Origin of the sequence: Pseudomonas sp. Y24-6, assembly GCF_020295325.1 — a bacterium.
GTDB lineage: Bacteria > Pseudomonadota > Gammaproteobacteria > Pseudomonadales > Pseudomonadaceae > Aquipseudomonas > Aquipseudomonas gregormendelii.
Window position 1 is genome coordinate 17,947 of the sequence record NZ_JACBXG010000025.1, and the last position, 20,591, is coordinate 38,537.

Genomic DNA, 20,591 nt, shown 5'->3' on the forward strand with positions numbered 1-20,591 from the left:
GGGCCATCCCTGAAACAACTCAGAGTCAACTGTGGGAGCCAGCCTGCTGGCGATAGCGTCCTGTCAGGCAACAATGATGTTGGCTGTCAGGCCCTCATCGCCAGCAGGCTGGCTCCCACAGTTTGATTCGGTCCGGCATAAAAATTGGGATCGACGCCTGAACGCTCAGGCGCCGAAAGGTCTATCAGGCTTGCGTCAACTTCGCCGCAGCGCGCTCGAAACGATCCAGGCCGGCATCGATATCGGCATCTTCAACCACCAGGCTCGGGGCGAAACGAATCACGTCCGGGCCCGCCTGCAGAATCATCAGGCCTTCTTTCTCGGCAGCGTTGAAGATGTCCTTGGCCTTGCCTTTCCAGGCGTCATTCAGCACGCAGCCAATCAGCAGCCCCAAGCCACGCACCTGGGTGAACAGGCCGTATTTTTCGCCGATTTGCTCAAGGCGCGCCTTGAACTTGGCGTGCTTGGCATTCACGCCAGCCAGCACTTCAGGGGTGTTGATCACGTCGATCACCGCTTCGGCGACCGCACAGGCCAGCGGGTTGCCGCCGTAGGTGGTGCCGTGGGTGCCGACCACCAGGTGCTTGGCCAGCGCTTCGGTCGTCAGCATCGCCGCGATCGGGAAACCGCCGCCCAGGCTCTTGGCGCTGGTCAGGATGTCCGGCGTCACGCCGTAATGCTGGTAGGCGAACAGCTTGCCGCTGCGGCCCATGCCGGTTTGCACTTCGTCGAACACCAGCAGCGCGTCGTGCTCGTTGCACAGCTCGCGGGCGCCTTGCAGGTAAGCCAGTTCGGCCGGCAGCACGCCGCCCTCGCCCTGGATCGGCTCCAGCACCACTGCACAAGTCTTGTCGGACACCGCCGCTTTCAAAGCGGCCAGGTCGTTGTAAGGCACGTGGGTGATACCGGTGATCTTCGGACCAAAGCCATCGGAATACTTGGACTGGCCACCGACGTTGACGGTGAACAGGGTGCGGCCGTGGAAGCTGTTCAGCGCCGCGATGATTTCGTACTTCTCGCTACCAAAACGATCAAATGCGACGCGACGCGCCAGCTTGAACGCGGCCTCGTTGGCCTCGGCACCGGAGTTACAGAAGAACACGCGCTCGGCAAAGGTGGCGTCGATCAGCTTATGCGCCAGGCGCAGGGCCGGCTCGTTGGTGAACACGTTGGACACGTGCCACAGCTTGTTCGCCTGCTCTGTCAGGGCACCGACCAGCGCTGGATGAGCGTGGCCCAATACGTTAACGGCAATCCCGCCAGCAAAGTCGATCAACTCGCGGCCGGACTGGTCCCACACGCGGGAACCGGCGCCACGCACCGGAATGAATGCGGCAGGCGCATAGTTGGGAACCATTACCTGGTCAAAATCGGCGCGTTCTACCGCAGCGTGCTCAACGGACATCGGAGTCTCCTGAAGAGGAACACCCGCCTGGAACTGGCGAGCGATGGGGGGATTGTAGGGAGAGTTTTCGCCCTGGCCTTGCCGCCAAGCGACAACTTCTTATAGCGCAAACCCCGGTTTCAACCGGGTTTACGGCAATGCGACATATAGCTTCGCAAAGGCGCAGTTTAAACTGTCGAGCGTACTTATAGGCAGTACCGCGCAAACCGATGCTCTGTAGGAGCTGCCGCAGGCTGCGATCTTTTGATCTTGAAAAATTACAATCAAAAGATCGCAGCCTGCGGCAGCTCCTACAGGGACAGTGACCGATTAATTGGCGCTAGCCGCGCTCGGAAGGCACCGACGACAATTCGAACGGGCTGCTGCTGCGCCGCTGGTTGCGATCTTCCCGTGGCGTGGCACCGAAGAAGTTGCGGTAGGCGCTGGAGAAATGCGGCCCTGAGGAGAAACCGCAGGACAGGCCGATCTGGATGATCGACTTGCTGGTCTGCATCAGCATCTGCCGGGCCTTGTTCAGGCGCAGTTCCAGGTAGTACTGGCTGGGCACGCGATTGAGGTATTGCTTGAAGATGCGCTCCAGCTGCCGACGGGACACGCACACATGCTGGGCGATTTCGTCGGTGGTCAGCGGCTCTTCGATGTTGGCCTCCATCAGCAACACGGCCTGGGTCAGCTTCGGATGGCTGGAGCCCAGGCGGTTCTGCAGCGGAATGCGCTGGCGCTCACCGCCTTCGCGAATGCGCTCGACCACCAGCTCCTCGGAAACCGCACCGGCCAGTTCCGCACCGTGATCCCGGGCCAATACCGCCAGCAGCAGGTCGAGTACCGAGAGGCCGCCGCACGCGGTGAGGCGATCACGATCCCAGTCGAACAGATGACTGGTGGCGATGACTTTCGGGAAGCGCTCGGCGAAATCGTCCTGCCAGCGCCAGTGCACGGCGGCCCGATAACCGTCGAGCAAACCCAACTGCGCCAACGGGTACACACCGGCGGACAGGCCACCAATGACACAACCGGCGCGCACCAATTGTTTCAACGAACTGCTGAGGGCCGGCGCGAGGGTGGCCGGCGGCTCGTCAGCGAGCAGAAACAGTTTCTGGAAGTTTTCCAGCTTGCCGGCCCAAGGCTCGCCCGGCAATTGCCAGGCACCTTCGGTGGGCGGTTCGGCCTGCAGGAATGACAGCTCGTAGACAACGTCCGGATGCACACGCTGGGCAACACGCAAGGCCTCCTCAGCCAGCGCAAGCGTCAGTGCTTTAGTGCTGGGCCAAATCAGGAAACCAATTCGATGGGCAGTCATGGAGGGCAGTCCGAAACGAAAACAGTGATGAAGGCATGGGCCAATGCTAGCCCGAAAGTGAACGCAAATCTTGAAACCGGCACCGATCAACTATGGGGGGCCGGCCGGCTCGCGCCCGCCCCTACACCGATGACCTGTAGGAGCTGTCGAGTGAAACGAGGCTGCGATCTTTTGATTTGAACAATCAAGATCAAAAGATCGCAGCCTTCGGCAGCTCCTACAGGGGGATCGCGGCCAGCCTTCAGGCTGCGAAGCATGCACGATCCCGGTGCACAACGGCAGTCCTGATTACTTCAGGCTGCCTGAGAGGAATTGTTGCAGGCGCTCGGACNACAGGGGGATCGCGGCCAGCCTTCAGGCTGCGAAGCATGCACGATCCCGGTGCACAACGGCAGTCCTGATTACTTCAGGCTGCCTGAGAGGAATTGTTGCAGGCGCTCGGACTGTGGGTTGACCAGTACCTCGCGCGGATTGCCGCTTTCTTCGACGATGCCCTTGTGCAGGAACACCAACTGGTTCGACACCTCGCGGGCGAAGCCCATTTCGTGGGTCACCACCACCATGGTCCGTCCTTCCAGCGCCAGGGCCTGCATGACTTTGAGCACGTCGCCCACCAGTTCCGGGTCGAGGGCTGAAGTCGGTTCGTCGAACAGCATCACTTCCGGCTCCATCGCCAGCGCACGAGCAATCGCCACGCGCTGTTGTTCGCCGCCGGACATGTGGCCCGGGTAGGCGTCCTTGCGATGGGCCACGCCCACCTTGTTCAGGTAGTGCTCGGCCTTCTCGCGGGCTTCAGCCTTGGACATGCCCAGCACGTGCACGGGCGCTTCCATGATGTTTTCCAGTGCAGTCATGTGCGACCACAGGTTGAAATGCTGGAACACCATCGAGAGGCGCGAACGCATGCGCTGCAGCTGCTTGGGATCAGCGGCTTTCATCGCGCCGTCCTTGTTTGCCACCAGCTTGAGCTCTTCATTGTTGAGCAGAATACGGCCCGCGTGCGGCTGCTCAAGCAGGTTGATGCAACGCAGGAAGGTACTTTTGCCGGAGCCACTGGAGCCGATGATGCTGATCACATCGCCAGCCGCCGCTTTCAGGGACACACCCTTGAGCACTTCGTGACTGCCATAGCGTTTATGCAGGTCTTGGACTTCAAGTTTGTACATGCGGTCGGTTCTCACAAAAACAGTCAGTCAGTCGTTGAGCAAGCGCCCGTGACGCAGCGCTTCGCGCCCCGCCACCTTGGCCAGCCAGAAACCGGGTTGGGCATAACGCAGCCGTTCAATGGCAAACAGCACCCCGGACGTACCAGCACACACCGTGCTGACCCGATCCGCCAGCGGATCGATCACTTCGAAAATCTCGTCACCGGCCTCGACCCACTCGCCGGGCTTGCGCAAAAAGCTGATCACCCCCGGGTGCGGCGCGAACAGCAATTCAGTGCCTTCGAACGGCATGGCTTCACAGGCGTCATTCGCAGGTTTCGGCCATTCGCCGCTGATCAGGCCTTGCTCGGCGAGAAACGCCAGAATGCCTTCGGCGTGCGCCTCGGCATCTGCACGACCGGTGTCAGCCTGACCGCCTAACTCAATGGTAGTCGCCAGGCACGCCAGTGGAATCTGCGCATCCGGGAACTGGCGCGACAAACGCAACCACGGCAGCGAGCACGCTTCGTCAAACGAACTGCCGCCGGAATCCTCCGCCAGCAAACCCACCTTCACATCCAGGTGCGCCGCGAGCGAACGCCACTGCGGCCAGTGTTGCGGCAGCGCGTACATGTGCAACGCCGCTTCGGCATCGCAATGCAGGTCCAGCACCACATCGGCGGTGCAGGCATGGCTGAGCAGCACGCGCTGCATGCCTTGCAACTGGCTCGAAGCCGGCGGCAATGCGTCGAGCGCATCGCTCATGGCCTGGCGAATCAGCTGAATGTTGGCGTGGGCATCATCGCCCAGGCGGCCTTGCACAGCAGCGGCCACCGGCGCACTCAACTCGACGAAATCGCGGTTGAAATTCTTGCCGCTGCCGGCCTCGAAGCGCCCTTGATGACTGCCCTGAAGCAACTGCCCAAGCCCCAGAGGGTTAGCCACCGGCACCAGTTCAATCACGCCGTTGAGCAAGCCTTGAGCTTCGAGTTCAGTCAGACGCTTTTTCAGTTCCCAAGCCGTGCGCATACCCGGCAGTTCGTCGGCGTGCAGGCTGGCCTGGATGTAGGCCTTGCGCTCACCGCTACCGAAGCGGCACACCGAAATCTGGCGTTCGCAGCCCAGGTGACTCCACGGCAATGGGTGGTCGATGCGTTCCATATCAATGCTTCCGCGGGGCCAGATAGCCCAGCCAGCGGCGCTCGGCCATCTTGAACAGGCGCACCAGGATGAACGTCAGGCACAGGTAGAACACGCCAGCGGTGATGTACGCCTCGAACGGCAGGTAATACTGGGCGTTCACGGTACGCGCGGCACCGGTGATGTCGATCAGGGTCACGATGGAAGCCAGGCTGGTGGTCTGCAGCATCATGATCACTTCGTTGCTGTACTGCGGCAGCGCCCGGCGTAGAGCCGACGGCAGCAGGATGCGCTTGTACATTTTGTAGCGCGACATGCCCATGGCCTTGGCCGCTTCGATCTCGCCATTCGGCGTGGCGCGCAGGCTGCCGGCGATGATTTCTGCGGTGTAGGCGCTGGTGTTGATCGCAAACGCCAGGCACGCACAGAAGGTCGCACTGGACAGCCACGGCCACAGGAAGCTTTCGCGTACGGCCTCGAACTGTGCCAGGCCGTAGTAGATCAGGAACAGCTGTACCAGCATCGGCGTGCCGCGGATCACGTAGGTGTAGAGCCAGGCGCTCATGTTCACCACCGCGTTCTTCGACACGCGCATCAGGCCCAGGGGCAGCGCACACAGCAGGCCGAAAAACAGCGACAGGCCAAGCAGTTTCAGGGTGGTCAGCAGGCCGCCGAGGTACAGCGGCAAGGCCTCCCAGATGACGTTGTAGTCGAAGATCATAGATCAGCCGCCCTTACGCCTACCGAGTAGCGCTTCTCAAGTTGACGCAGTATCAGCAACGAGACGCTGGTGATCACCAGGTACATCGCCGCCACTGCGAGGAAGAAGGTGAAAGGCTCGCGGGTGGCATCTGCCGCCTGCTTGGCCTTGAACATCATGTCTTGCAGACCCACCACCGAAATCAGCGCGGTGGCCTTGGTCAGTACCAGCCAGTTGTTGGTGAACCCCGGAATCGCCAGGCGAATCATCTGCGGGACCAACACCCGGAAGAACACCTGAAAACTGCTCATGCCGTACGCCATGCCCGCCTCTGCCTGCCCCTTGGGGATCGCCATGAAGGCGCCACGGAAGGTTTCCGACAGGTACGCACCGAAGATGAAGCCCAAGGTGCCGATACCGGCCGCCAACGGGTTCAGGTCGATGTAGTCGTCATAACCGAGCATCGGTGCCACGCGGTTGAGCAGGTCCTGGCCGCCGTAGAAAATCAGCAGGATCAGCACCAGGTCGGGAATACCGCGGATCACCGTGGAATACAGATCGCCCAGCCACGCAAGCCAGCGCACCGGCGACAGACGCAATGCAACGCCGATCAGCCCCAGAACGATGGCCAGGGCCATGGACGACAAGGCGAGCTGAAGCGTCAGCCATGCGCCATCGAGGATGACAGCCCCGTAGCCTTTCAACATGATTCAGGTCCTCGAAAGTTGGGATGAAAAAATGGCGCAAACCTCAGAGATCCTGTTGCTTGCGCCATTTCGGACTTGTCGCCGGGACGTTGTTACTTGCCGTAGATATCGAAGGCGAAGTATTTGTCCTGGATTTGCTTGTACTTGCCATTGTCGCGGATGGCAGTGATCGCGGCGTTGATCTTGTCTTTCAACGCGTCACCCTTGCGCACTGCGATACCGACGCCGTCACCGAAGTATTTAACGTCGGTGAAAGCCGGGCCCACGAACGCAAAACCTTTGCCGGCGTCGGTTTTCAGGAAACCGTCGTCCAGCAGGGTAGCGTCAGCCACGGTACCGTCGAGACGGCCAGCGGCCACGTCGAGGTAGATTTCGTTCTGCGAACCGTACGGCTTGATCTCGGCACCCAGCGGGGCCAGCACTTCACGGGCGAAACGCTCGTGGATCGAACCACGCTGCACGCCGATGTTCTTGCCCTTGAGCTCGGTCAGGCCGTCGCTGACCTGAGTGCCGGCCTTCATGACCAGGCGCGCAGGGGTGTTGTAGTACTTGTTGGTGAAGTCCACGGACTTCTTGCGGTCTTCGGTGATCGACATGGAGGACAGGATCGCGTCGATCTTGCGCACCTTGAGTGCCGGGATCAGGCCGTCGAACTCTTGCTCGACCCACACGCACTTGACCTTCATCTCTTCGCACAGGGCGTTGCCGATGTCGTAGTCAAAACCCACGATGCTGCCATCCGGCGACTTGGAGGCGAACGGAGGGTAAGCCGCTTCGATGCCGATCTTCACCGGCTTTTCGTCAGCGAAGGTAGGCAGCGACAGCACGGACAGTGCCAGGGCGCCAAGCAGCACGAGTTTCTTCATCTTGGTACTCCATCGGTATAGGGCTAAAAGGCAGAGTGAGCGACAGCCCAACATGCGAGTGAGTAAAACCGGAAAGCGATTGCTGCGTCCTACGTAACACACGTTGTTTTCAAAGCACGCAACGACGAGCGAGTGATCGGCATTCTAACGACAGGCCCGAAGCCGATATTTCTTCAATGCGACAACAAATTACAGAAGCACCGAGAATGCCGCCCAGGCACGTTGACAGCCCTGCAATTTCATGCAAGAGCAAAAGAAAGTTAACCGATCTATGCTGCAAATTGCGGGCCTATTATTGGCAAAGCCTTCTAATCCGGCAAGCGTAGCGTGGGGACTTATTTTTTAGACAGGCTGGAGACGCCCAATGATGGGGCTTTGCGTTTCCCTATGCCCCGTATCGGAGCGGGCGGTTACACATTAAGTTACTTGAACGATAGCGGGTAACAGTGGGAAAAGGATGACAGGGGATGCCGATAATTATTGACTGATGTTCGTTTAGCGTCTGACTGATCGCCATCGCTAGCAGGCTAGCTCCCACAGGGGGACATGCGCTGGACTCAGATTTTGAATCCACTGGAGATCCTTGTGGGAGCTAGCCTGCTAGCGATGAGGCCCGAACAGCCCCCACAAAAACCCCAGACAAAAAAAACCCATCCGGCACAACATCGGATGGGGTTTTACTGACTCAGAGAAGGCGATTAAGCCACATTCATCGTCTTGTGCGTATCAATCAGATGCTGCACCACACCCGGATCCGCCAGGGTGGAGATATCCCCCAACCCATCGTACTCAGCGGTCGCAATCTTGCGCAGAATCCGCCGCATGATCTTGCCCGAACGCGTCTTCGGCAGCCCCGGCGCCCACTGGATCACATCCGGTGAAGCAATCGGCCCGATCTCCTTGCGCACCCAGTTCTTCAACTCCAGGCGCAGCTGCTCGCTCGGCTCTTCGCCACCGATCAAGGTCACATACACATAAATGCCCTGGCCCTTGATGTCGTGCGGCACACCCACCACCGCCGCCTCGGCGACTTTCGGGTGAGCAACCATCGCGCTCTCGATCTCGGCAGTACCCATCCGGTGGCCGGAAACGTTCAGCACGTCATCCACGCGACCGGTGATCCAGTAGTAACCATCCTCGTCACGACGGGCACCGTCACCGGTGAAGTACATGCCACGGAAGGTCTTGAAGTAGGTGTCGACAAAACGGTCATGGTCGCCATACAGCGTGCGCGCCTGGCCTGGCCACGAATCCAGAATCACCAGGTTGCCCTCAACCGCGCCTTCCAGAATGTTGCCCAGGTTGTCCACCAGTGCCGGCACCACGCCGAAGAACGGACGAGCCGCCGAACCAGGCTTCAAGCCATGCGCACCCGGCAGCGGGCTCATCATGTTGCCGCCGGTTTCGGTCTGCCACCAGGTGTCGACGATCGGGCAGCGCGACTGGCCGACCTTCTTGTAGTACCAATCCCAGGCTTCCGGGTTGATCGGCTCACCCACCGAACCCAGCAGGCGCAGGCTGCTGCCGTCAGCGCCTTCGACTGCTGCGTTACCCGCTGCCATCATCGCGCGGATCGCCGTTGGCGCGGTGTAGAGGATATTGACCTTGTGCTTGTCGACGATCTTCGCCACCCGGGTGATGTCCGGGTAGTTCGGCACGCCTTCGAACAGCACCGTGGTCGCGCCATTGGCCAGCGGGCCATAGACGATGTAAGTGTGGCCGGTGACCCAGCCGACGTCGGCGGTGCACCAGTAGATTTCACCCGGGCGGTAGTCGAACACGCGCTCGTGGGTCATGGCCGCATACAGCAGGTAACCGCCAGTGGTGTGCTGCACGCCTTTAGGCTTGCCGGTGGAACCGGAGGTGTAGAGGATGAACAGCGCCTCTTCAGCGCCCATCTCTTTCGGCGCGCAGACACTGCCCGCCACTTTCATCAGGTCTTCGTACCAGATGTCGCGATGCTGGTTCCACTTGATGTTGCCACCGGTGCGCTTGCACACGATGACCTTCTGAATGCTGCTGGTTTCCGGGTTGGTCAGGGCGTCATCGACGTTGGACTTGAGCGGGATCTTCTTGCCGGCACGAATACCTTCGTCAGCGGTGATCACCACCTTGGATTTGCAGTCGATGATCCGACCCGCCAGGGCTTCCGGCGAAAAACCACCGAACACCACCGAGTGAATCGCGCCGATGCGGGTGCACGCCAGCATGGCGACCACGGCCTCGGGAATCATCGGCATATAGATAGTCACCACGTCGCCGCGATGCACATCCTGGCCGCGCAAGGCGTTGGCGAATTTGCAGACTTCTTCGTGCAGTTCACGGTAGGTGATGTTGCGGCTTTCGGAAGGGTCATCGCCTTCCCAGATGATCGCGATCTGATCGCCGCGCTCGGCCAGGTGGCGGTCCAGGCAGTTGTAGGAAACGTTCAGGGTGCCATCGGCGAACCACTTGATGTCGACGTGGTGATCGTCGAAGGAAGTCTGCTTCACCGTGGTGAAAGGCTTGATCCAGTCGAGGCGCTTGGCTTGCTCGCGCCAGAAGCCGTCCGGGTTGACGACCGACTGCTGGTACATGGCTTTGTAGGTTGCCTCGTCGGTCAGCGTGTTGGCCGCTACCTCGGGACGAACGGGATACAGGGAAGCCGCACTCATCTTTCTTACCTCGGTGGAATAGTTGTTTTTGTATGGCCCTGTTGTAGCCCGGGGCGGCCCTATAGAACCATTCGACGATGGTAGTAACAAGCCCCTACAAATTGCCCTGACAATCCCCTGAGCCCCTCAACCCCGCCTATCTACGCCCCGCCGTAGGAGCTGCCGAAGGCTGCGATCTTTTGATCTTCAAAGGTCGCCAGGACCAAAAGATCGCAGCCTCCGGCAGCTCCTACAGGGATCGCATACACCAGACCATTGCGTGATTGTTACGAAATCTGTCAAAAGTGTTTATCAAAACCCCACCTATATGAATCCACCCCCCACGCCTAAAATCCCTCTCGCCAACAAGGCAACCCCTGATTAACCAAGTTGCAGCCCCCACGAAGGCAGTTAATCAAAACCCCGGCAATCAAGTTCCACACGCAACCCCATAAAGGTTGCGTGCCCCCACTCGACCTCTAAAAGGTAAAACTGAGATGAAAGCTTTATTAGTTCTGGCCCTCTCCAGCCTGTGCGCAACCGCCATGGCAGACGAGGCCCCGACTGATGTCGCACAGCAACAACCGGTAGTTGAGGAATACACTTACTCCACCCATCTGGACATCGCCAAAGTCGTGTCCATGAGCGAAATCCCCAACGTCTGTGAAGTGGTGCCGATGAAAATGGAATACGACGATTCCCACGGCCAACGACACATCCTGCGCTACAGCATCATGGGTAACGGCTGCTCCAACGGCTAAACACCCACCCTATTCTTTATAAACGGCTCGACCCGTCTCAATCAGACAGATGCAGCGCCGAGCCTTATATATCGACTTATTAGATACTTTTAAGCACTTATTTGCGCTTTTTAATCAAATTATCTGGCGTAGTATCCATTCCACACCCAAGGCACAAAACGCCAACGAACCTGGAGCAACCACCATGAAAACCCAACTGATCCTCGCCCTGACCCTCTCCGTCCTGGCAGCCAATACCTTCGCCACCGATGGTTACGATCGCACCGGCTCGGCAGCTTTCACCACCGAAGCCGCAGTCGCTTCCGACGGCTACGACCACACCGGCTCTGCGTCCTTCGCCGCTGATGGTGCCGATCACGTAGGCGCTGGCAAACTGGCTTCCGATGGTTTTGATCACACCGGCGCCGCCAAAGTCGCCGCAGACGGTTCCGATCACGTCGGCGCAGCGCGCTTCAGCTGATCATATCGCGTAACTTTACAGCCCGACTTCGGTCGGGCTTAGTTGTGTCTGGGGCCATCGAAAACCCGCTCAAAACACAACATGTAGTAAAAAAGCGCTTTTTTGGCTGTTTTTTGTACAAAACAAACGGCCCGGAAAAATTAATCAAAAAAAATCTTCACCCGCGATATCCAGCCAAAGCCCTGTAAACCCTCGCTCCGACCGAAAATCCCCTCTTCTTCACCGCCTCATGTGCGGATTCGCCCCACCACGGCCGCAAAAATTTCCCTATAATGCCGGCTTAAACGGGCCTGCAATATCCCCTTACAGGGATGACAGCCAGTCTGAAGCCCACGCCGAAGTCGTCATCGATTTTTGCGCCCGTCAGAGGCTCTCGGAACCCCGTACAAAATTATGTTTATTTGCCTGCGTGTACCGCTGCAAAAAACGCTATCCAACGCGGCCAGAACGGTCGTGTGAAAAACCAACCTTTCAGTTTTCACACGGGCATCTGGCCCTCACGCAGGAGACGACACGTCATGCTGAGCTGGGACGAATTCGACAAAGAAGACAGCGGCGAGACCGTGGTTAAAGGCGCCAACGCCGGCCACGCGACTGAAGCCAACATGGACCGCCTCGACACCGCCGGTGGTGTTGCTGCTCAAGAAGCTCGCGCTGTAACCGCGTCCGACTCCGCCGCCATCGCTCGCGCCAAGGCAGCCCTGGACAACCTCGACGTCGCCGAAGGCCTCGCCGAACTCGAAGGCGCCTCCGCCCGCGTCGCCGTTGACGAAAAGCGCATGATCAACTGCCGCGCCGACCTCAACCAGCTCGTACCTTTCAAGTACGACTGGGCCTGGCAGAAGTACCTGGACGGTTGCGCAAACCACTGGATGCCGCAAGAAGTCAACATGACCGCCGACATCGCCCTCTGGAAAGACCCGGAAGGCCTGACCGACGACGAGCGCCGCATCGTGATGCGCAACCTCGGCTTCTTCTCCACCGCCGACTCCCTGGTTGCCAACAACCTGGTGCTGGCCGTGTACCGCCTGATCACCAACCCGGAATGCCGCCAGTACATCCTGCGCCAGGCGTTCGAAGAGGCGATCCACACCCACGCCTACCAGTACTGCATCGAATCGCTGGCCATGGATGAAGGCGAGATCTTCAACATGTACCACGAGATCCCATCGGTCGCGAAAAAAGCCACCTGGGGCCTCAAATACACCCGTTCGATCTCCGATCCAAAGTTCGAAACCGGCACCGTCGAAACCGACAAAGAGCTGCTGCGCAACCTGATCGCCTACTACTGCGTTCTGGAAGGCATCTTCTTCTACTGCGGCTTCACCCAGATCCTCTCCATGGGCCGTCGCAACAAGATGACCGGCGTCGCCGAGCAGTTCCAGTACATCCTGCGCGACGAATCCATGCACCTGAACTTCGGCATCGACGTGATCAACCAGATCAAAATCGAAAACCCGCACTTGTGGGATGCCGAGATGAAGGAAGAGGCTTCGCAGATGATTCTGCAGGGCACTCAGCTGGAAATCGAATACGCTCGTGACACCATGCCTCGCGGCGTGTTGGGCATGAACGCGGCGATGATGGAGGACTACCTCAAGTTCATCGCAAACCGTCGCCTGTCGCAGATTGGTTTGAAGGAAGAGTACCCAGGGACGACTAACCCGTTCCCTTGGATGAGCGAGATCATGGACTTGAAGAAAGAGAAGAATTTCTTTGAGACTCGGGTTATTGAGTATCAGACTGGTGGGGCGTTGAGCTGGGATTGATTTCTTGGCTAGTCCCGATTGGACGATGGTTATTTAATCGTTAAATCGAACGAAAAAAGCCCCGACTTGATTGGGGCTTTTTTATTTGTGCGGAATCTTACGCAACAACGGAAACCTCCTACAAATCTCTCAGACTCTTCCGCATTGATACCTACTGAAAACATCCATATGCTTTGCTCAGGTGCCTAAGAAACGCCCAACATAGAAGCGCAGCCAATACGTCAGACACGCAATTCACTTTGGTGATTGTGGTGCAGATGTGCAATGGCTTCGCTCGTTGGGATTTCCTTCCACTCTACGTTGGGTCTGGCCCGCCTGAATTCACGTAGAGGTCATGGATATGCCGGAATACACCTTCTTCCCATCTCGCAATGGGGACTCAGATAATGACTGATCCCTATTCTGTAACTGTCTTCTCTCGCCGCAGCCTCTCACTCCACACCCTCCTCCTGGAAAACCAGCCGTGGTTCTGCGCTCGCGATTTGGGTCGTTTAATGGGCTTCCATTTGAGTGATCGGATCGTGAGCAAACTGGATGAAGATCAGAGGCAAAGGTTGCTGATCGAATACTACGGCCAGCCGGAGGAACGGCTGATGATCAGTGAGTCCGGCGCGTATGCGTTGTTGGTTTATCACTACGCGCCGGAGAATCGGTTATTGCGTGAATGGTTAACTCATCACGTGGTGCCGGCGCTGCGTGATGCAGGGGTGTCGAGAAACCTGGACCGGCCAACAATGAGATTACTGAAATGGCCTGGAATGTCGCTCAGTCTCCTGCATTGGCAGGACGAAAGCTGGATTCGATTGCGCGACATGCCTTGTCTATTGCTTGATCGCACGCGAAGGCGGTGGCCGGTGGCCAGGCCTTGGTGGCGGAAAATATTAGAGGTAATCCAACCGACGAAGGGTTCAGATGTATAGCTTGGAATGCGTGGAAAGCTCGTGTAGAACCTGACGTAGGAATACGCACTCATCTCTGTAGGAATTTTCCTAGACAGTCATGATGGCCACTCAGTATCTTCCGAGGGTTTTCAACCCTCGGCGATTGTATGGACATTGGAAAGAAGAACGAAGATTGGAGCGAGGCCGAGATAAAGGCATCCGTCGGTGCCTATCTGACGATGCTTACACTTGAGCAGAAAGGGCAAAAATTCAATAAAGCGCTAGAGAATCGCTTGCTTCGTCAGGGTGCATTGGCAGATCGCACCGAAGGTTCCGTCGAGTTCCGGATGCGCAACATCTCCACCGTCTTACAACGAATGGGACGCGATTGGATAGTGGGATACAAACCTGCGACGAATGTAGGCGCCAATGTCGAACAGGGCATTCGAGAAGCACTTGTCACTGACGTCTTTGAACCATCTGCCGACGAAGACACTCTTGAGCGTCGTGCCATAGCGCTAGAGCAGAAGACGTTCGAGAAGGCACCAAAAGGGATCTTGAAACCCAAGCAAGCTGTGTCCAGCAGAGCTGCTTACATTCGTGACCCCGAGGTCAGGGCTTGGGTTCGGCAGGAAGCTAAAGGTATCTGTGAGGGCTGCGGTAAGCCTGCACCGTTTGAGAAAGACGGGGCGCCGTTTCTAGAAGTCCATCACGTTAAACATTTGGCGCAGAAAGGTTCGGATCGAACGAGCAATGCCGTTGCCCTTTGCCCGAATTGCCATCGACGCTGTCATCATTCGAACGACAGGGAAGCTTTTACCTTGGCGCTTTACACGAGGGTGAAGCGGCTGGTGCGGGAATGATCGCAAACTGACAGGTGTTGACAGATGGGTTAACCAGGTTTAGCAGGTCATTCGTTATCAATGCGACTCTGCATACATCGTTTCATTGATAACGACATAAGCAGACTCTGCTAGAGCTAGTCTGCGCTCTCCAGGCAATCATTATATGCCTCCATGATTACGCAGATACCCAGCAGCATCGGTGTGCTCTGATGTTCATCAGGGTCACCCAAAACTTTAAAGCCAAGCCGGCTGTAGAATTTGACAGCACCAGGGGTTGCATCCAAATACAAGCCTTTAATGGGTATCTGCATATGCAGTCGCGCTGTTTCCATCAAAGCATTCCGCATCAGGACGAGGCCTATGCCACACTTCTGAAGCTTCTTATCCACGCCAAGCATGACGAGCCGTACGACGGGAATCTGTTTCGTTAAATTTGTCGCCTTGGAAAGCCCAGCCTTCGCCTTCTCCCGCGTGATTTCACTGACGGTTAGGGTGCAAAACCCCAAGAGATCGTGGCCGACAATTGCGCCGATGCCTTTAACGTTTTCGCTTTTCAAGGCCCGACGCAGCCGACCATTGAAATATTCATTGATTAGCGGTAGCCCACAGTCGAAGTCTTTAGGGAAGTTGTACTTCTCAAACGTTGCTAGCAAATTGCAGTCGATTTCACACGTTACGGTCTCTGTAGTTTCCATGAGTCCCTCTCATCAAATTTATCAAAGCCTTGGTAGGCTTCGCGCTTTTGTCCTCATTGAGTACTTCTTGTAGTCGGGCGAAGGTTTTTTCCGAAACCTCAATCCTTCTGTGGTTTTCAAGTACAGCTTCAGCACGTTCAAAAGCGGAAGACATTATGAAAGACGTCATGTCTAAGCCAGATAGCAGTGCTGCTTTTCGGATAGTTTCTTTCGCGATATCCGTGGTCTTGATTTCAAGCCTTGCAGTTTTTGGCGCTTTAAGTAGTTCTAGTAATTCAGTCATGAGAATGCCTTTTGTGTAGTCAGTGGTTTTCCCTTTTAAATGGTTATCCTAGAGGCGCTTGCGCACCTTTACCGTTTTAAGCTTCATGGTAAGTCCCTTAGTGGTTCAGCTTTAGGTTCAGTAGGCGGGACATATCTAGCCTTACGGTACGGACCATAGCCGTACAACGCTCACCATGTCAAGGAGCATCCGTACATCACCCGTACGCTCCAACCATATCGAGCAGCAACGCTCGCAACTGCTTGGCCTCTTTGGAGCCGGTAGTGATTGCTCGGTCACCCCGCTACTCCAAAACCTCAACATAACTCGACTCCCCACCGCCACTCGCCCCCGACAACCACCCCCAAACAAACGCCAGCGTAGTCCGCCCCGCCTCATCAACGCCCACCGTTCCACGGGACCAGCCAGCCAGGATTTCGCCCTCGGTGGTGATGCAGTGAAAAAGCAACTCGATGGTATCGACGCCGGTCACGCGGCCAACCTGGTGGCCCATGCGAATTCGGCCACCTTGGTAGGTGCTTGAAATGGCATCGCCCTCAACCTGGTAATGGAACACCGTGCCAGTGCCGGAGAGTCCGTGGGTGTTGCCGGCTACGGTGAAGCGGCGGTTGTTCAGGCGCTGGTTGATTTGAGGAAGAGGCATTAGCATGGAGATCGAGTCCTTTAGGTCAGTGTGTTCATTCCGTTCGGGATGATCGTAAACGATTCTGTGGGGAAGGCTGAAGACGCCATTCACACAAGGTCTTCGAAAAACCGGAGGGCGTTTCGCGAGCCCGCTCCCACAGGGGTTCGGGCGGAATTTTACGAGCCTCATTGGCTGCGCTCGAATCCATCAATGACGTGTCAGAAGTCACCCGGCAGAATTTCTACGTCAAACACATCTACACGCATGCCGATTACGACGTTGCTAACGTCTGGTATGCAAGAAACAAAGGGGTAAAACGATGAGCGCGGCCAGGAACGACTTTCAAACCGTGATCGCAACGCTTGGCGAGCTGCACGCGGCGCTGGAGCGCCTGCGCGGTGAGTTTGTGCACGGCATCAAGACCCCCGCTGACTATGAGCGTGCGACCGACCTGCTCGATGAGCTCACCGACGGGCGCGAATTGAGCAAGGTCGAGGAGAAAATCCTCATTGAGCTCGAAGACGAAATTTTGGCCTACCAGCGCGAATCCGACCAGTTTCGCGAATCGAATGCCACTTTTGAGGCATCGTGTAACCCTGTGCAGCTGATCAAGGATCTGATGGAGACCCTCGGGCTCACCGGTTCGGACCTGCCTGAAATTGGTGATAAAACGGCAGTGTCCAAGGTGCTCAGTGGGGATCGGCCCATCAGTCACAAGATGGCGTACGCGTTGGCAGAGCGGTTTGCAATGGAACCGGGTGCTTTCGTGTCGGCAGCCCCGGGAAAGGCAGCGCCTGCCGAAACCGCTCGCCCCACAGTCAAGAAAACCTCAATTTACAACCGCCTTCGCAATGACGACCGGATAGCACGACCAGGGAAAGAGGCCGACGCCGGCGAATACAAAACAGTAGCTGCCAAGGGCCGCAGACAGACAGATAAAGCGCCGGTTAAGGGGTAGGTTTATTCACTGCCCCTTTCGCGCAAGCCCTCCCGCACAGGGGGCTGCCACAGGGTTGGCAATATCAGTGCCCAGTGCCGGATCGTCGGACAGCCACCAAGGAAACACGTGGGCATCCAGCAACAAGCGCCTCATAGGCTGCCCTCAAATCCATCAATGATGTCCTCAGGGGTCTTATCGAAATCGGCAGACATTCGAATTTGCCCCTTCAACCGCCCAGGCTTATGCGCCCGAGGTGTATCGATATGAGGCAGCAGATCCACATAAGGCTTGCCTGCCTTGGTAACCACAATCTTGTCGCCATGCCATGCGCGTTCGGCGAGTTGAGATAGTTGGGATTTCGCTTAGTGCATGTTTACTCGCACAAGTTCACTCATATGCACCTCAATAGCATTAGGTAATGGCAGTCCAAGTCGATGCTTCTCCAAAGGCAAGGCGTCGAGCAGACCGTCTGTCAAAAGTGGCGTTTCAAGGTTCTGAAAACGACATTGCCGTCAGTACGGTGTCCAGTGAACTGATCAGGCGAGCGTCGTGAACTTTCATGCGCAAATCCAGTTACCCAGTGGCGTTCTTAAGTTTTTCGCGAGCGAGCTCGCTCCTACAGTGGAACCGAGCCCGCATGAATACGCTCGCCTCCTGCCCATGCAGCAATCATCTGCGGTCTGAGTGCCCTACCAGGCCCCGAAAAGGACGGCGCAAGCGTTTATGAACGCGTCTGCCCAGACTTCCGAATACAGACATTTCTTGTATCTGATCAGGTCGTGAAATAAGCGGCCGGTTGATGAACTATCAAGCTCTCATGTGATTGCCCAACGGCTTGCGCCATGCACCTTTTTTGGTACACTCAACATATGAATGGAATTCCCCTAGTGTTCTCCGTGCGCTTTTTTTGCACAGAGGCCGGTAACGAGCCTGTATTTCGTAAAGCAAGATTATGAAGAGCAACAACACCATGACCGTCCCAGTAGGCTCCAATTTTGACGATTTACTCGCAGAACAAGGGATGCTCGAAGAGGTCTCCGCCGCTGCCCTCAAGCGCGTCATCGCCTGGCAGATTGCCCAAGCCATGGCCTCTCAGAAAGTCAGCAAAAAGACGCTGGCCCTGCGAATGCACACCAGCCGTACCGCTGTGGATCGTGCGCTGGATCAGAATGATGCTGGAATGACGCTCGCGACTTTGGCGAGCGCCGCACGTGCACTGGGACACCGGGTTGAAGTCAGACTGGTTCCGGAAAACAGTTGAATGCGGCGGTCCACAATAATCCTGCGCAAAGTCAGCCTTGCGGAATCTGTCTCTCCAACTCCCGAACCTCCTGCTCTACCTCTTTGCGCCGATCGCAGGCTGCCTTGATCATCGGTTCATCAAGTGCGCAATACTTGCGTAGCCAGTGCACCATCATTTCCTCGTTCGGGATGAAATAATCCTTAACGCCTTTGCTGCCTCTGATAAACCCATTCATCCGCGCATCGAAGCGTTGGGCGGCATACTCATCCGGCGGTAACGCGCCCCACTCTGCCGCGCAATCCTGGAAGAACCAGGAAATATCGTCGATATGTTTTTGCGCGCCGCGGTGTCGGCGTTTGTACAGGACGTACTCTCGATTGCTTACCTCAAAGCGCTTCATCATCGGTTCATCTTTCACCCATTGCAGAACATCGTGCTGCAGGGCATAGCGCATCAGGCCGCAGATCCAGCGTTCAGTAAAACGCTGCGTGAACGCTTCAACATCGGCCTTTTTTGCATCGGCGAAAACCATGCAATAGCGGGTTTTCAAATGGATTACGAGCAGCACGTGCTTACGTTGAACGGAGATCGCATGGACTAGCCACTGTTCGGCCGAATCGCCCGTTTCGTCTTCCTCAGGCGTTGGCGAGGGTGGGTGTGGGTTTACGGGCGTGACGGTTTTACCCTTGTGCACGCGGCTGAAAAACTTGCTGGCCGCTTCGGTGCAGTTGAAGATCAACATCCGTGGTTCTCCGATGGGAAAGGGCTTACTACCAGCCATCCTGCCGAACAATCTCTTCAACCCATTCGAGCTCATACGGTTGACGAACAATCTCAGCCATTGCTTCTCGCAATTCTTCACTCAGACCTGATAACTCTGCATCGGTAACCAGGTCATGCATGATGAACGCACGCAATGCGGTACGCGTACTGGAGCGGGATTGACTGTTATCGTCAAACGCCCAGGCCATGTCCTTGTTCCGGTCCTGGATCAAGCCATAGAGCATGCCATAGCGTGCGTGAGCTGGAAGCGCCCCGTGCTGGGTAATCGTCTTGGCATCCGCGAGCACGCCTTGGCAAAATCGTTCGAGCGCAATTTTTCGCAGCTCTCTGAACTTCTTCCAGTCACTTTCAAGGATGGACATTTACATTCTCCTGCTTGGAAACTTGAACTGCTCACATGCCTATTCCTGCGAATAAAACTGCCGATTCCAAGCCTGCCGCCCCAAAGGTGACAGATCGCTTTGGAAACGATCAAGAACGACCGGAACAACATGATTCGCACAAGGGACACAGCCAAACGCACGATTGTAAGCGTTCGGCGAACACGCCTTGCGTAGTTAAACGGACGCCCATTTGTGCGGCAGCCACTTCGTAATCTCCCTCGCCCGCTGCATCGGCAGACGGGTAACATCCTTAATTCCCTACAGGTCAGTGGTCCAAGACGACGATGGATAGACAGAACGCTTGGCCATGTTCTTGCGGCAGGAGCTGCATCTATAAGTCGGTAGGCGAAATCCTGGTTGTACGCCTTTTGATAAATACACGTCGGAACTGTCGCAGTGCGGGCAGTATCGATACTGCCGATAGGGCAGCTCATGCAGATGGCGGATGAACATGTCCGCCACAGGACGCAGATTGAGCGGCAAACAAACATCGTAGTCTGGTCACTCATCTTGGCCCGAGAGGGGTGGTGTCGAGCGTGTTGGCATCATGGTTTCTTCTGGCCCAGAAACACGGACACCGCGTTGCCAGTGACCATGGGTTTAGGAATAGAAAATCAACTTTCCAGTATGAAGGCTGCAAAAGTCCGGCAGCTCAACATCAAGCCAGCTCTCGTGCCGTCTGCGCCGCTAATTCTGCCTCACGCGTGGCTATGGCTACGTCCAACTCAGGGGAACGCGTGGCCCATTGCTCGGGTGGTAGCGGCCTGGACCACTCGATGATGTCGGGATAGGGCAGGTCTGGCGGCGGGTACAGCTTTTTCCTTTGCAGATAGGTAGCGAGAGGAGCATTGAAAATAAATACGCCGAATACACCTTCCCACAATAGTGTTAGAAACCAGCCGCGCTCTTTGGCCTTGTCGTTCATGTAATCGATGTAGTAGCGCAGATTTGCACCTGAATTAAGCGCTGCGGCTTCCGGGGCAGCCTCCGGCCCAATCTCCATGTAGCTACGCACGCACTCCCACAA

At 56.8% G+C, this 20,591-nt stretch carries 20 protein-coding genes and 1 pseudogene; 7 read left to right on the forward strand and 14 right to left on the reverse strand.

Features of this window, described 5'->3' with window-relative positions:
- Positions 1-184: 184 nt before the first annotated feature.
- From HYI44_RS28530 to acs, 8 genes are all read right to left on the reverse strand, one after another.
- Positions 185-1,405: an aspartate aminotransferase family protein gene (locus HYI44_RS28530; RefSeq protein ID WP_122840228.1), complete on the reverse strand. Its 1,221-nt coding sequence runs from the start codon at positions 1,403-1,405 to the stop codon at positions 185-187.
- 319 nt (positions 1,406-1,724) lie between these two features.
- The gene (gene argR, locus HYI44_RS28535; protein ID WP_122840227.1) at positions 1,725-2,705 is read right to left on the reverse strand and encodes a transcriptional regulator ArgR; all 981 of its coding nucleotides are present in this window, start codon (positions 2,703-2,705) and stop codon (positions 1,725-1,727) included.
- A 401-nt stretch (positions 2,706-3,106) separates the two neighbouring features.
- The gene (locus HYI44_RS28540; protein WP_045057453.1) at positions 3,107-3,871 is read right to left on the reverse strand and encodes an ABC transporter ATP-binding protein; all 765 of its coding nucleotides are present in this window, start codon (positions 3,869-3,871) and stop codon (positions 3,107-3,109) included.
- A gap of 27 nt (positions 3,872-3,898) precedes the next feature.
- Positions 3,899-5,011 carry a M14 family metallopeptidase gene (locus HYI44_RS28545; RefSeq protein WP_225571131.1) on the reverse strand — a complete coding sequence of 371 codons (1,113 nt, stop codon included), beginning with the start codon at positions 5,009-5,011 and terminating at the stop codon, positions 3,899-3,901.
- A gap of 1 nt (position 5,012) precedes the next feature.
- Entirely contained in the window at positions 5,013-5,711 is a 699-nt protein-coding gene (locus HYI44_RS28550; RefSeq protein WP_045057455.1) for an ABC transporter permease, read from the reverse strand.
- Entirely contained in the window at positions 5,708-6,397 is a 690-nt protein-coding gene (locus tag HYI44_RS28555) for an ABC transporter permease (RefSeq protein ID WP_045057456.1), read from the reverse strand. The genes HYI44_RS28550 and HYI44_RS28555 overlap by 4 nt, the downstream gene beginning before the upstream one ends.
- A 92-nt stretch (positions 6,398-6,489) precedes the next feature.
- Positions 6,490-7,263 (reverse strand): ABC transporter substrate-binding protein, encoded by a 774-nt coding sequence (locus HYI44_RS28560; protein WP_045057457.1) that lies wholly within the window; start codon positions 7,261-7,263, stop codon positions 6,490-6,492.
- Between the two features lie 698 nt (positions 7,264-7,961).
- Complete coding sequence (gene acs, locus HYI44_RS28565) at positions 7,962-9,917, reverse strand: acetate--CoA ligase (protein WP_122840225.1); 1,956 nt, start codon at positions 9,915-9,917, stop codon at positions 7,962-7,964.
- Between the two features lie 476 nt (positions 9,918-10,393).
- Here acs and HYI44_RS28570 point away from each other — a divergent pair, with 476 nt between their 5' ends.
- The 5 genes from HYI44_RS28570 to HYI44_RS28590 all read left to right on the forward strand — a co-directional run bounded on the left by HYI44_RS28570 (position 10,394) and on the right by HYI44_RS28590 (position 14,630).
- The gene (locus HYI44_RS28570) at positions 10,394-10,657 is read left to right on the forward strand and encodes a DUF2790 domain-containing protein (RefSeq protein WP_225571132.1); all 264 of its coding nucleotides are present in this window, start codon (positions 10,394-10,396) and stop codon (positions 10,655-10,657) included.
- A 184-nt stretch (positions 10,658-10,841) separates the two neighbouring features.
- Positions 10,842-11,117: a hypothetical protein gene (locus HYI44_RS28575; RefSeq protein ID WP_225571133.1), complete on the forward strand. Its 276-nt coding sequence runs from the start codon at positions 10,842-10,844 to the stop codon at positions 11,115-11,117.
- 518 nt (positions 11,118-11,635) lie between these two features.
- Complete coding sequence (locus HYI44_RS28580) at positions 11,636-12,886, forward strand: ribonucleotide-diphosphate reductase subunit beta (RefSeq protein WP_045057829.1); 1,251 nt, start codon at positions 11,636-11,638, stop codon at positions 12,884-12,886.
- 386 nt (positions 12,887-13,272) lie between these two features.
- Positions 13,273-13,806 (forward strand): Bro-N domain-containing protein, encoded by a 534-nt coding sequence (locus tag HYI44_RS28585; RefSeq protein ID WP_225571134.1) that lies wholly within the window; start codon positions 13,273-13,275, stop codon positions 13,804-13,806.
- 128 nt (positions 13,807-13,934) lie between these two features.
- The gene (locus tag HYI44_RS28590; protein WP_225571135.1) at positions 13,935-14,630 is read left to right on the forward strand and encodes an HNH endonuclease signature motif containing protein; all 696 of its coding nucleotides are present in this window, start codon (positions 13,935-13,937) and stop codon (positions 14,628-14,630) included.
- A 116-nt stretch (positions 14,631-14,746) separates the two neighbouring features.
- Here the strand turns inward: HYI44_RS28590 and HYI44_RS28595 are convergent, their stop codons facing one another.
- The 3 genes from HYI44_RS28595 to HYI44_RS28605 form a co-directional block, all read right to left on the reverse strand.
- A complete protein-coding gene (locus HYI44_RS28595) occupies positions 14,747-15,307 on the reverse strand; it encodes a GNAT family N-acetyltransferase (RefSeq protein ID WP_225571136.1) in 561 nt (186 codons plus the stop codon).
- A complete protein-coding gene (locus tag HYI44_RS28600; RefSeq protein ID WP_225571137.1) occupies positions 15,279-15,590 on the reverse strand; it encodes a DUF1778 domain-containing protein in 312 nt (103 codons plus the stop codon). The genes HYI44_RS28595 and HYI44_RS28600 overlap by 29 nt, the downstream gene beginning before the upstream one ends.
- Before the next feature lie 283 nt (positions 15,591-15,873).
- Positions 15,874-16,239, reverse strand: a complete 366-nt coding sequence (locus tag HYI44_RS28605; protein WP_225571138.1) for a hypothetical protein — start codon at positions 16,237-16,239, stop codon at positions 15,874-15,876.
- A gap of 295 nt (positions 16,240-16,534) precedes the next feature.
- Between HYI44_RS28605 and HYI44_RS28610 the strand changes: the two genes are divergently transcribed.
- Complete coding sequence (locus HYI44_RS28610; protein WP_225571139.1) at positions 16,535-17,173, forward strand: helix-turn-helix domain-containing protein; 639 nt, start codon at positions 16,535-16,537, stop codon at positions 17,171-17,173.
- A 952-nt stretch (positions 17,174-18,125) separates the two neighbouring features.
- Positions 18,126-18,416 (forward strand): helix-turn-helix domain-containing protein, encoded by a 291-nt coding sequence (locus tag HYI44_RS28615; RefSeq protein ID WP_225571143.1) that lies wholly within the window; start codon positions 18,126-18,128, stop codon positions 18,414-18,416.
- A gap of 31 nt (positions 18,417-18,447) precedes the next feature.
- Here the strand turns inward: HYI44_RS28615 and HYI44_RS28620 are convergent, their stop codons facing one another.
- From HYI44_RS28620 to HYI44_RS28630, 3 genes and pseudogenes are all read right to left on the reverse strand, one after another.
- Entirely contained in the window at positions 18,448-19,140 is a 693-nt protein-coding gene (locus HYI44_RS28620) for a DUF6933 domain-containing protein (RefSeq protein WP_225571140.1), read from the reverse strand.
- Between the two features lie 28 nt (positions 19,141-19,168).
- Complete coding sequence (locus HYI44_RS28625; RefSeq protein ID WP_225571141.1) at positions 19,169-19,543, reverse strand: hypothetical protein; 375 nt, start codon at positions 19,541-19,543, stop codon at positions 19,169-19,171.
- Positions 19,544-20,222: 679 nt separating this feature from the next.
- A pseudogene (locus HYI44_RS28630) lies at positions 20,223-20,591 on the reverse strand (hypothetical protein); the annotation flags it as partial.

Bases quoted from the DNA above. Each gene is read 5' to 3' on its own strand.
- HYI44_RS28530 (WP_122840228.1), bottom strand. From the start codon at position 1,405: ATGTCCGTTGAGCACGCTGCGGTAGAACGCGCCGATTTTGACCAGGTA.
- argR (WP_122840227.1), bottom strand. From the start codon at position 2,705: ATGACTGCCCATCGAATTGGTTTCCTGATTTGGCCCAGCACTAAAGCA.
- HYI44_RS28540 (WP_045057453.1), bottom strand. From the start codon at position 3,871: ATGTACAAACTTGAAGTCCAAGACCTGCATAAACGCTATGGCAGTCAC.
- HYI44_RS28545 (WP_225571131.1), bottom strand. From the start codon at position 5,011: ATGGAACGCATCGACCACCCATTGCCGTGGAGTCACCTGGGCTGCGAA.
- HYI44_RS28550 (WP_045057455.1), bottom strand. From the start codon at position 5,711: ATGATCTTCGACTACAACGTCATCTGGGAGGCCTTGCCGCTGTACCTC.
- HYI44_RS28555 (WP_045057456.1), bottom strand. From the start codon at position 6,397: ATGTTGAAAGGCTACGGGGCTGTCATCCTCGATGGCGCATGGCTGACG.
- HYI44_RS28560 (WP_045057457.1), bottom strand. From the start codon at position 7,263: ATGAAGAAACTCGTGCTGCTTGGCGCCCTGGCACTGTCCGTGCTGTCG.
- acs (WP_122840225.1), bottom strand. From the start codon at position 9,917: ATGAGTGCGGCTTCCCTGTATCCCGTTCGTCCCGAGGTAGCGGCCAAC.
- HYI44_RS28570 (WP_225571132.1), top strand. From the start codon at position 10,394: ATGAAAGCTTTATTAGTTCTGGCCCTCTCCAGCCTGTGCGCAACCGCC.
- HYI44_RS28575 (WP_225571133.1), top strand. From the start codon at position 10,842: ATGAAAACCCAACTGATCCTCGCCCTGACCCTCTCCGTCCTGGCAGCC.
- HYI44_RS28580 (WP_045057829.1), top strand. From the start codon at position 11,636: ATGCTGAGCTGGGACGAATTCGACAAAGAAGACAGCGGCGAGACCGTG.
- HYI44_RS28585 (WP_225571134.1), top strand. From the start codon at position 13,273: ATGACTGATCCCTATTCTGTAACTGTCTTCTCTCGCCGCAGCCTCTCA.
- HYI44_RS28590 (WP_225571135.1), top strand. From the start codon at position 13,935: ATGGACATTGGAAAGAAGAACGAAGATTGGAGCGAGGCCGAGATAAAG.
- HYI44_RS28595 (WP_225571136.1), bottom strand. From the start codon at position 15,307: ATGGAAACTACAGAGACCGTAACGTGTGAAATCGACTGCAATTTGCTA.
- HYI44_RS28600 (WP_225571137.1), bottom strand. From the start codon at position 15,590: ATGACTGAATTACTAGAACTACTTAAAGCGCCAAAAACTGCAAGGCTT.
- HYI44_RS28605 (WP_225571138.1), bottom strand. From the start codon at position 16,239: ATGCTAATGCCTCTTCCTCAAATCAACCAGCGCCTGAACAACCGCCGC.
- HYI44_RS28610 (WP_225571139.1), top strand. From the start codon at position 16,535: ATGAGCGCGGCCAGGAACGACTTTCAAACCGTGATCGCAACGCTTGGC.
- HYI44_RS28615 (WP_225571143.1), top strand. From the start codon at position 18,126: ATGACCGTCCCAGTAGGCTCCAATTTTGACGATTTACTCGCAGAACAA.
- HYI44_RS28620 (WP_225571140.1), bottom strand. From the start codon at position 19,140: ATGTTGATCTTCAACTGCACCGAAGCGGCCAGCAAGTTTTTCAGCCGC.
- HYI44_RS28625 (WP_225571141.1), bottom strand. From the start codon at position 19,543: ATGTCCATCCTTGAAAGTGACTGGAAGAAGTTCAGAGAGCTGCGAAAA.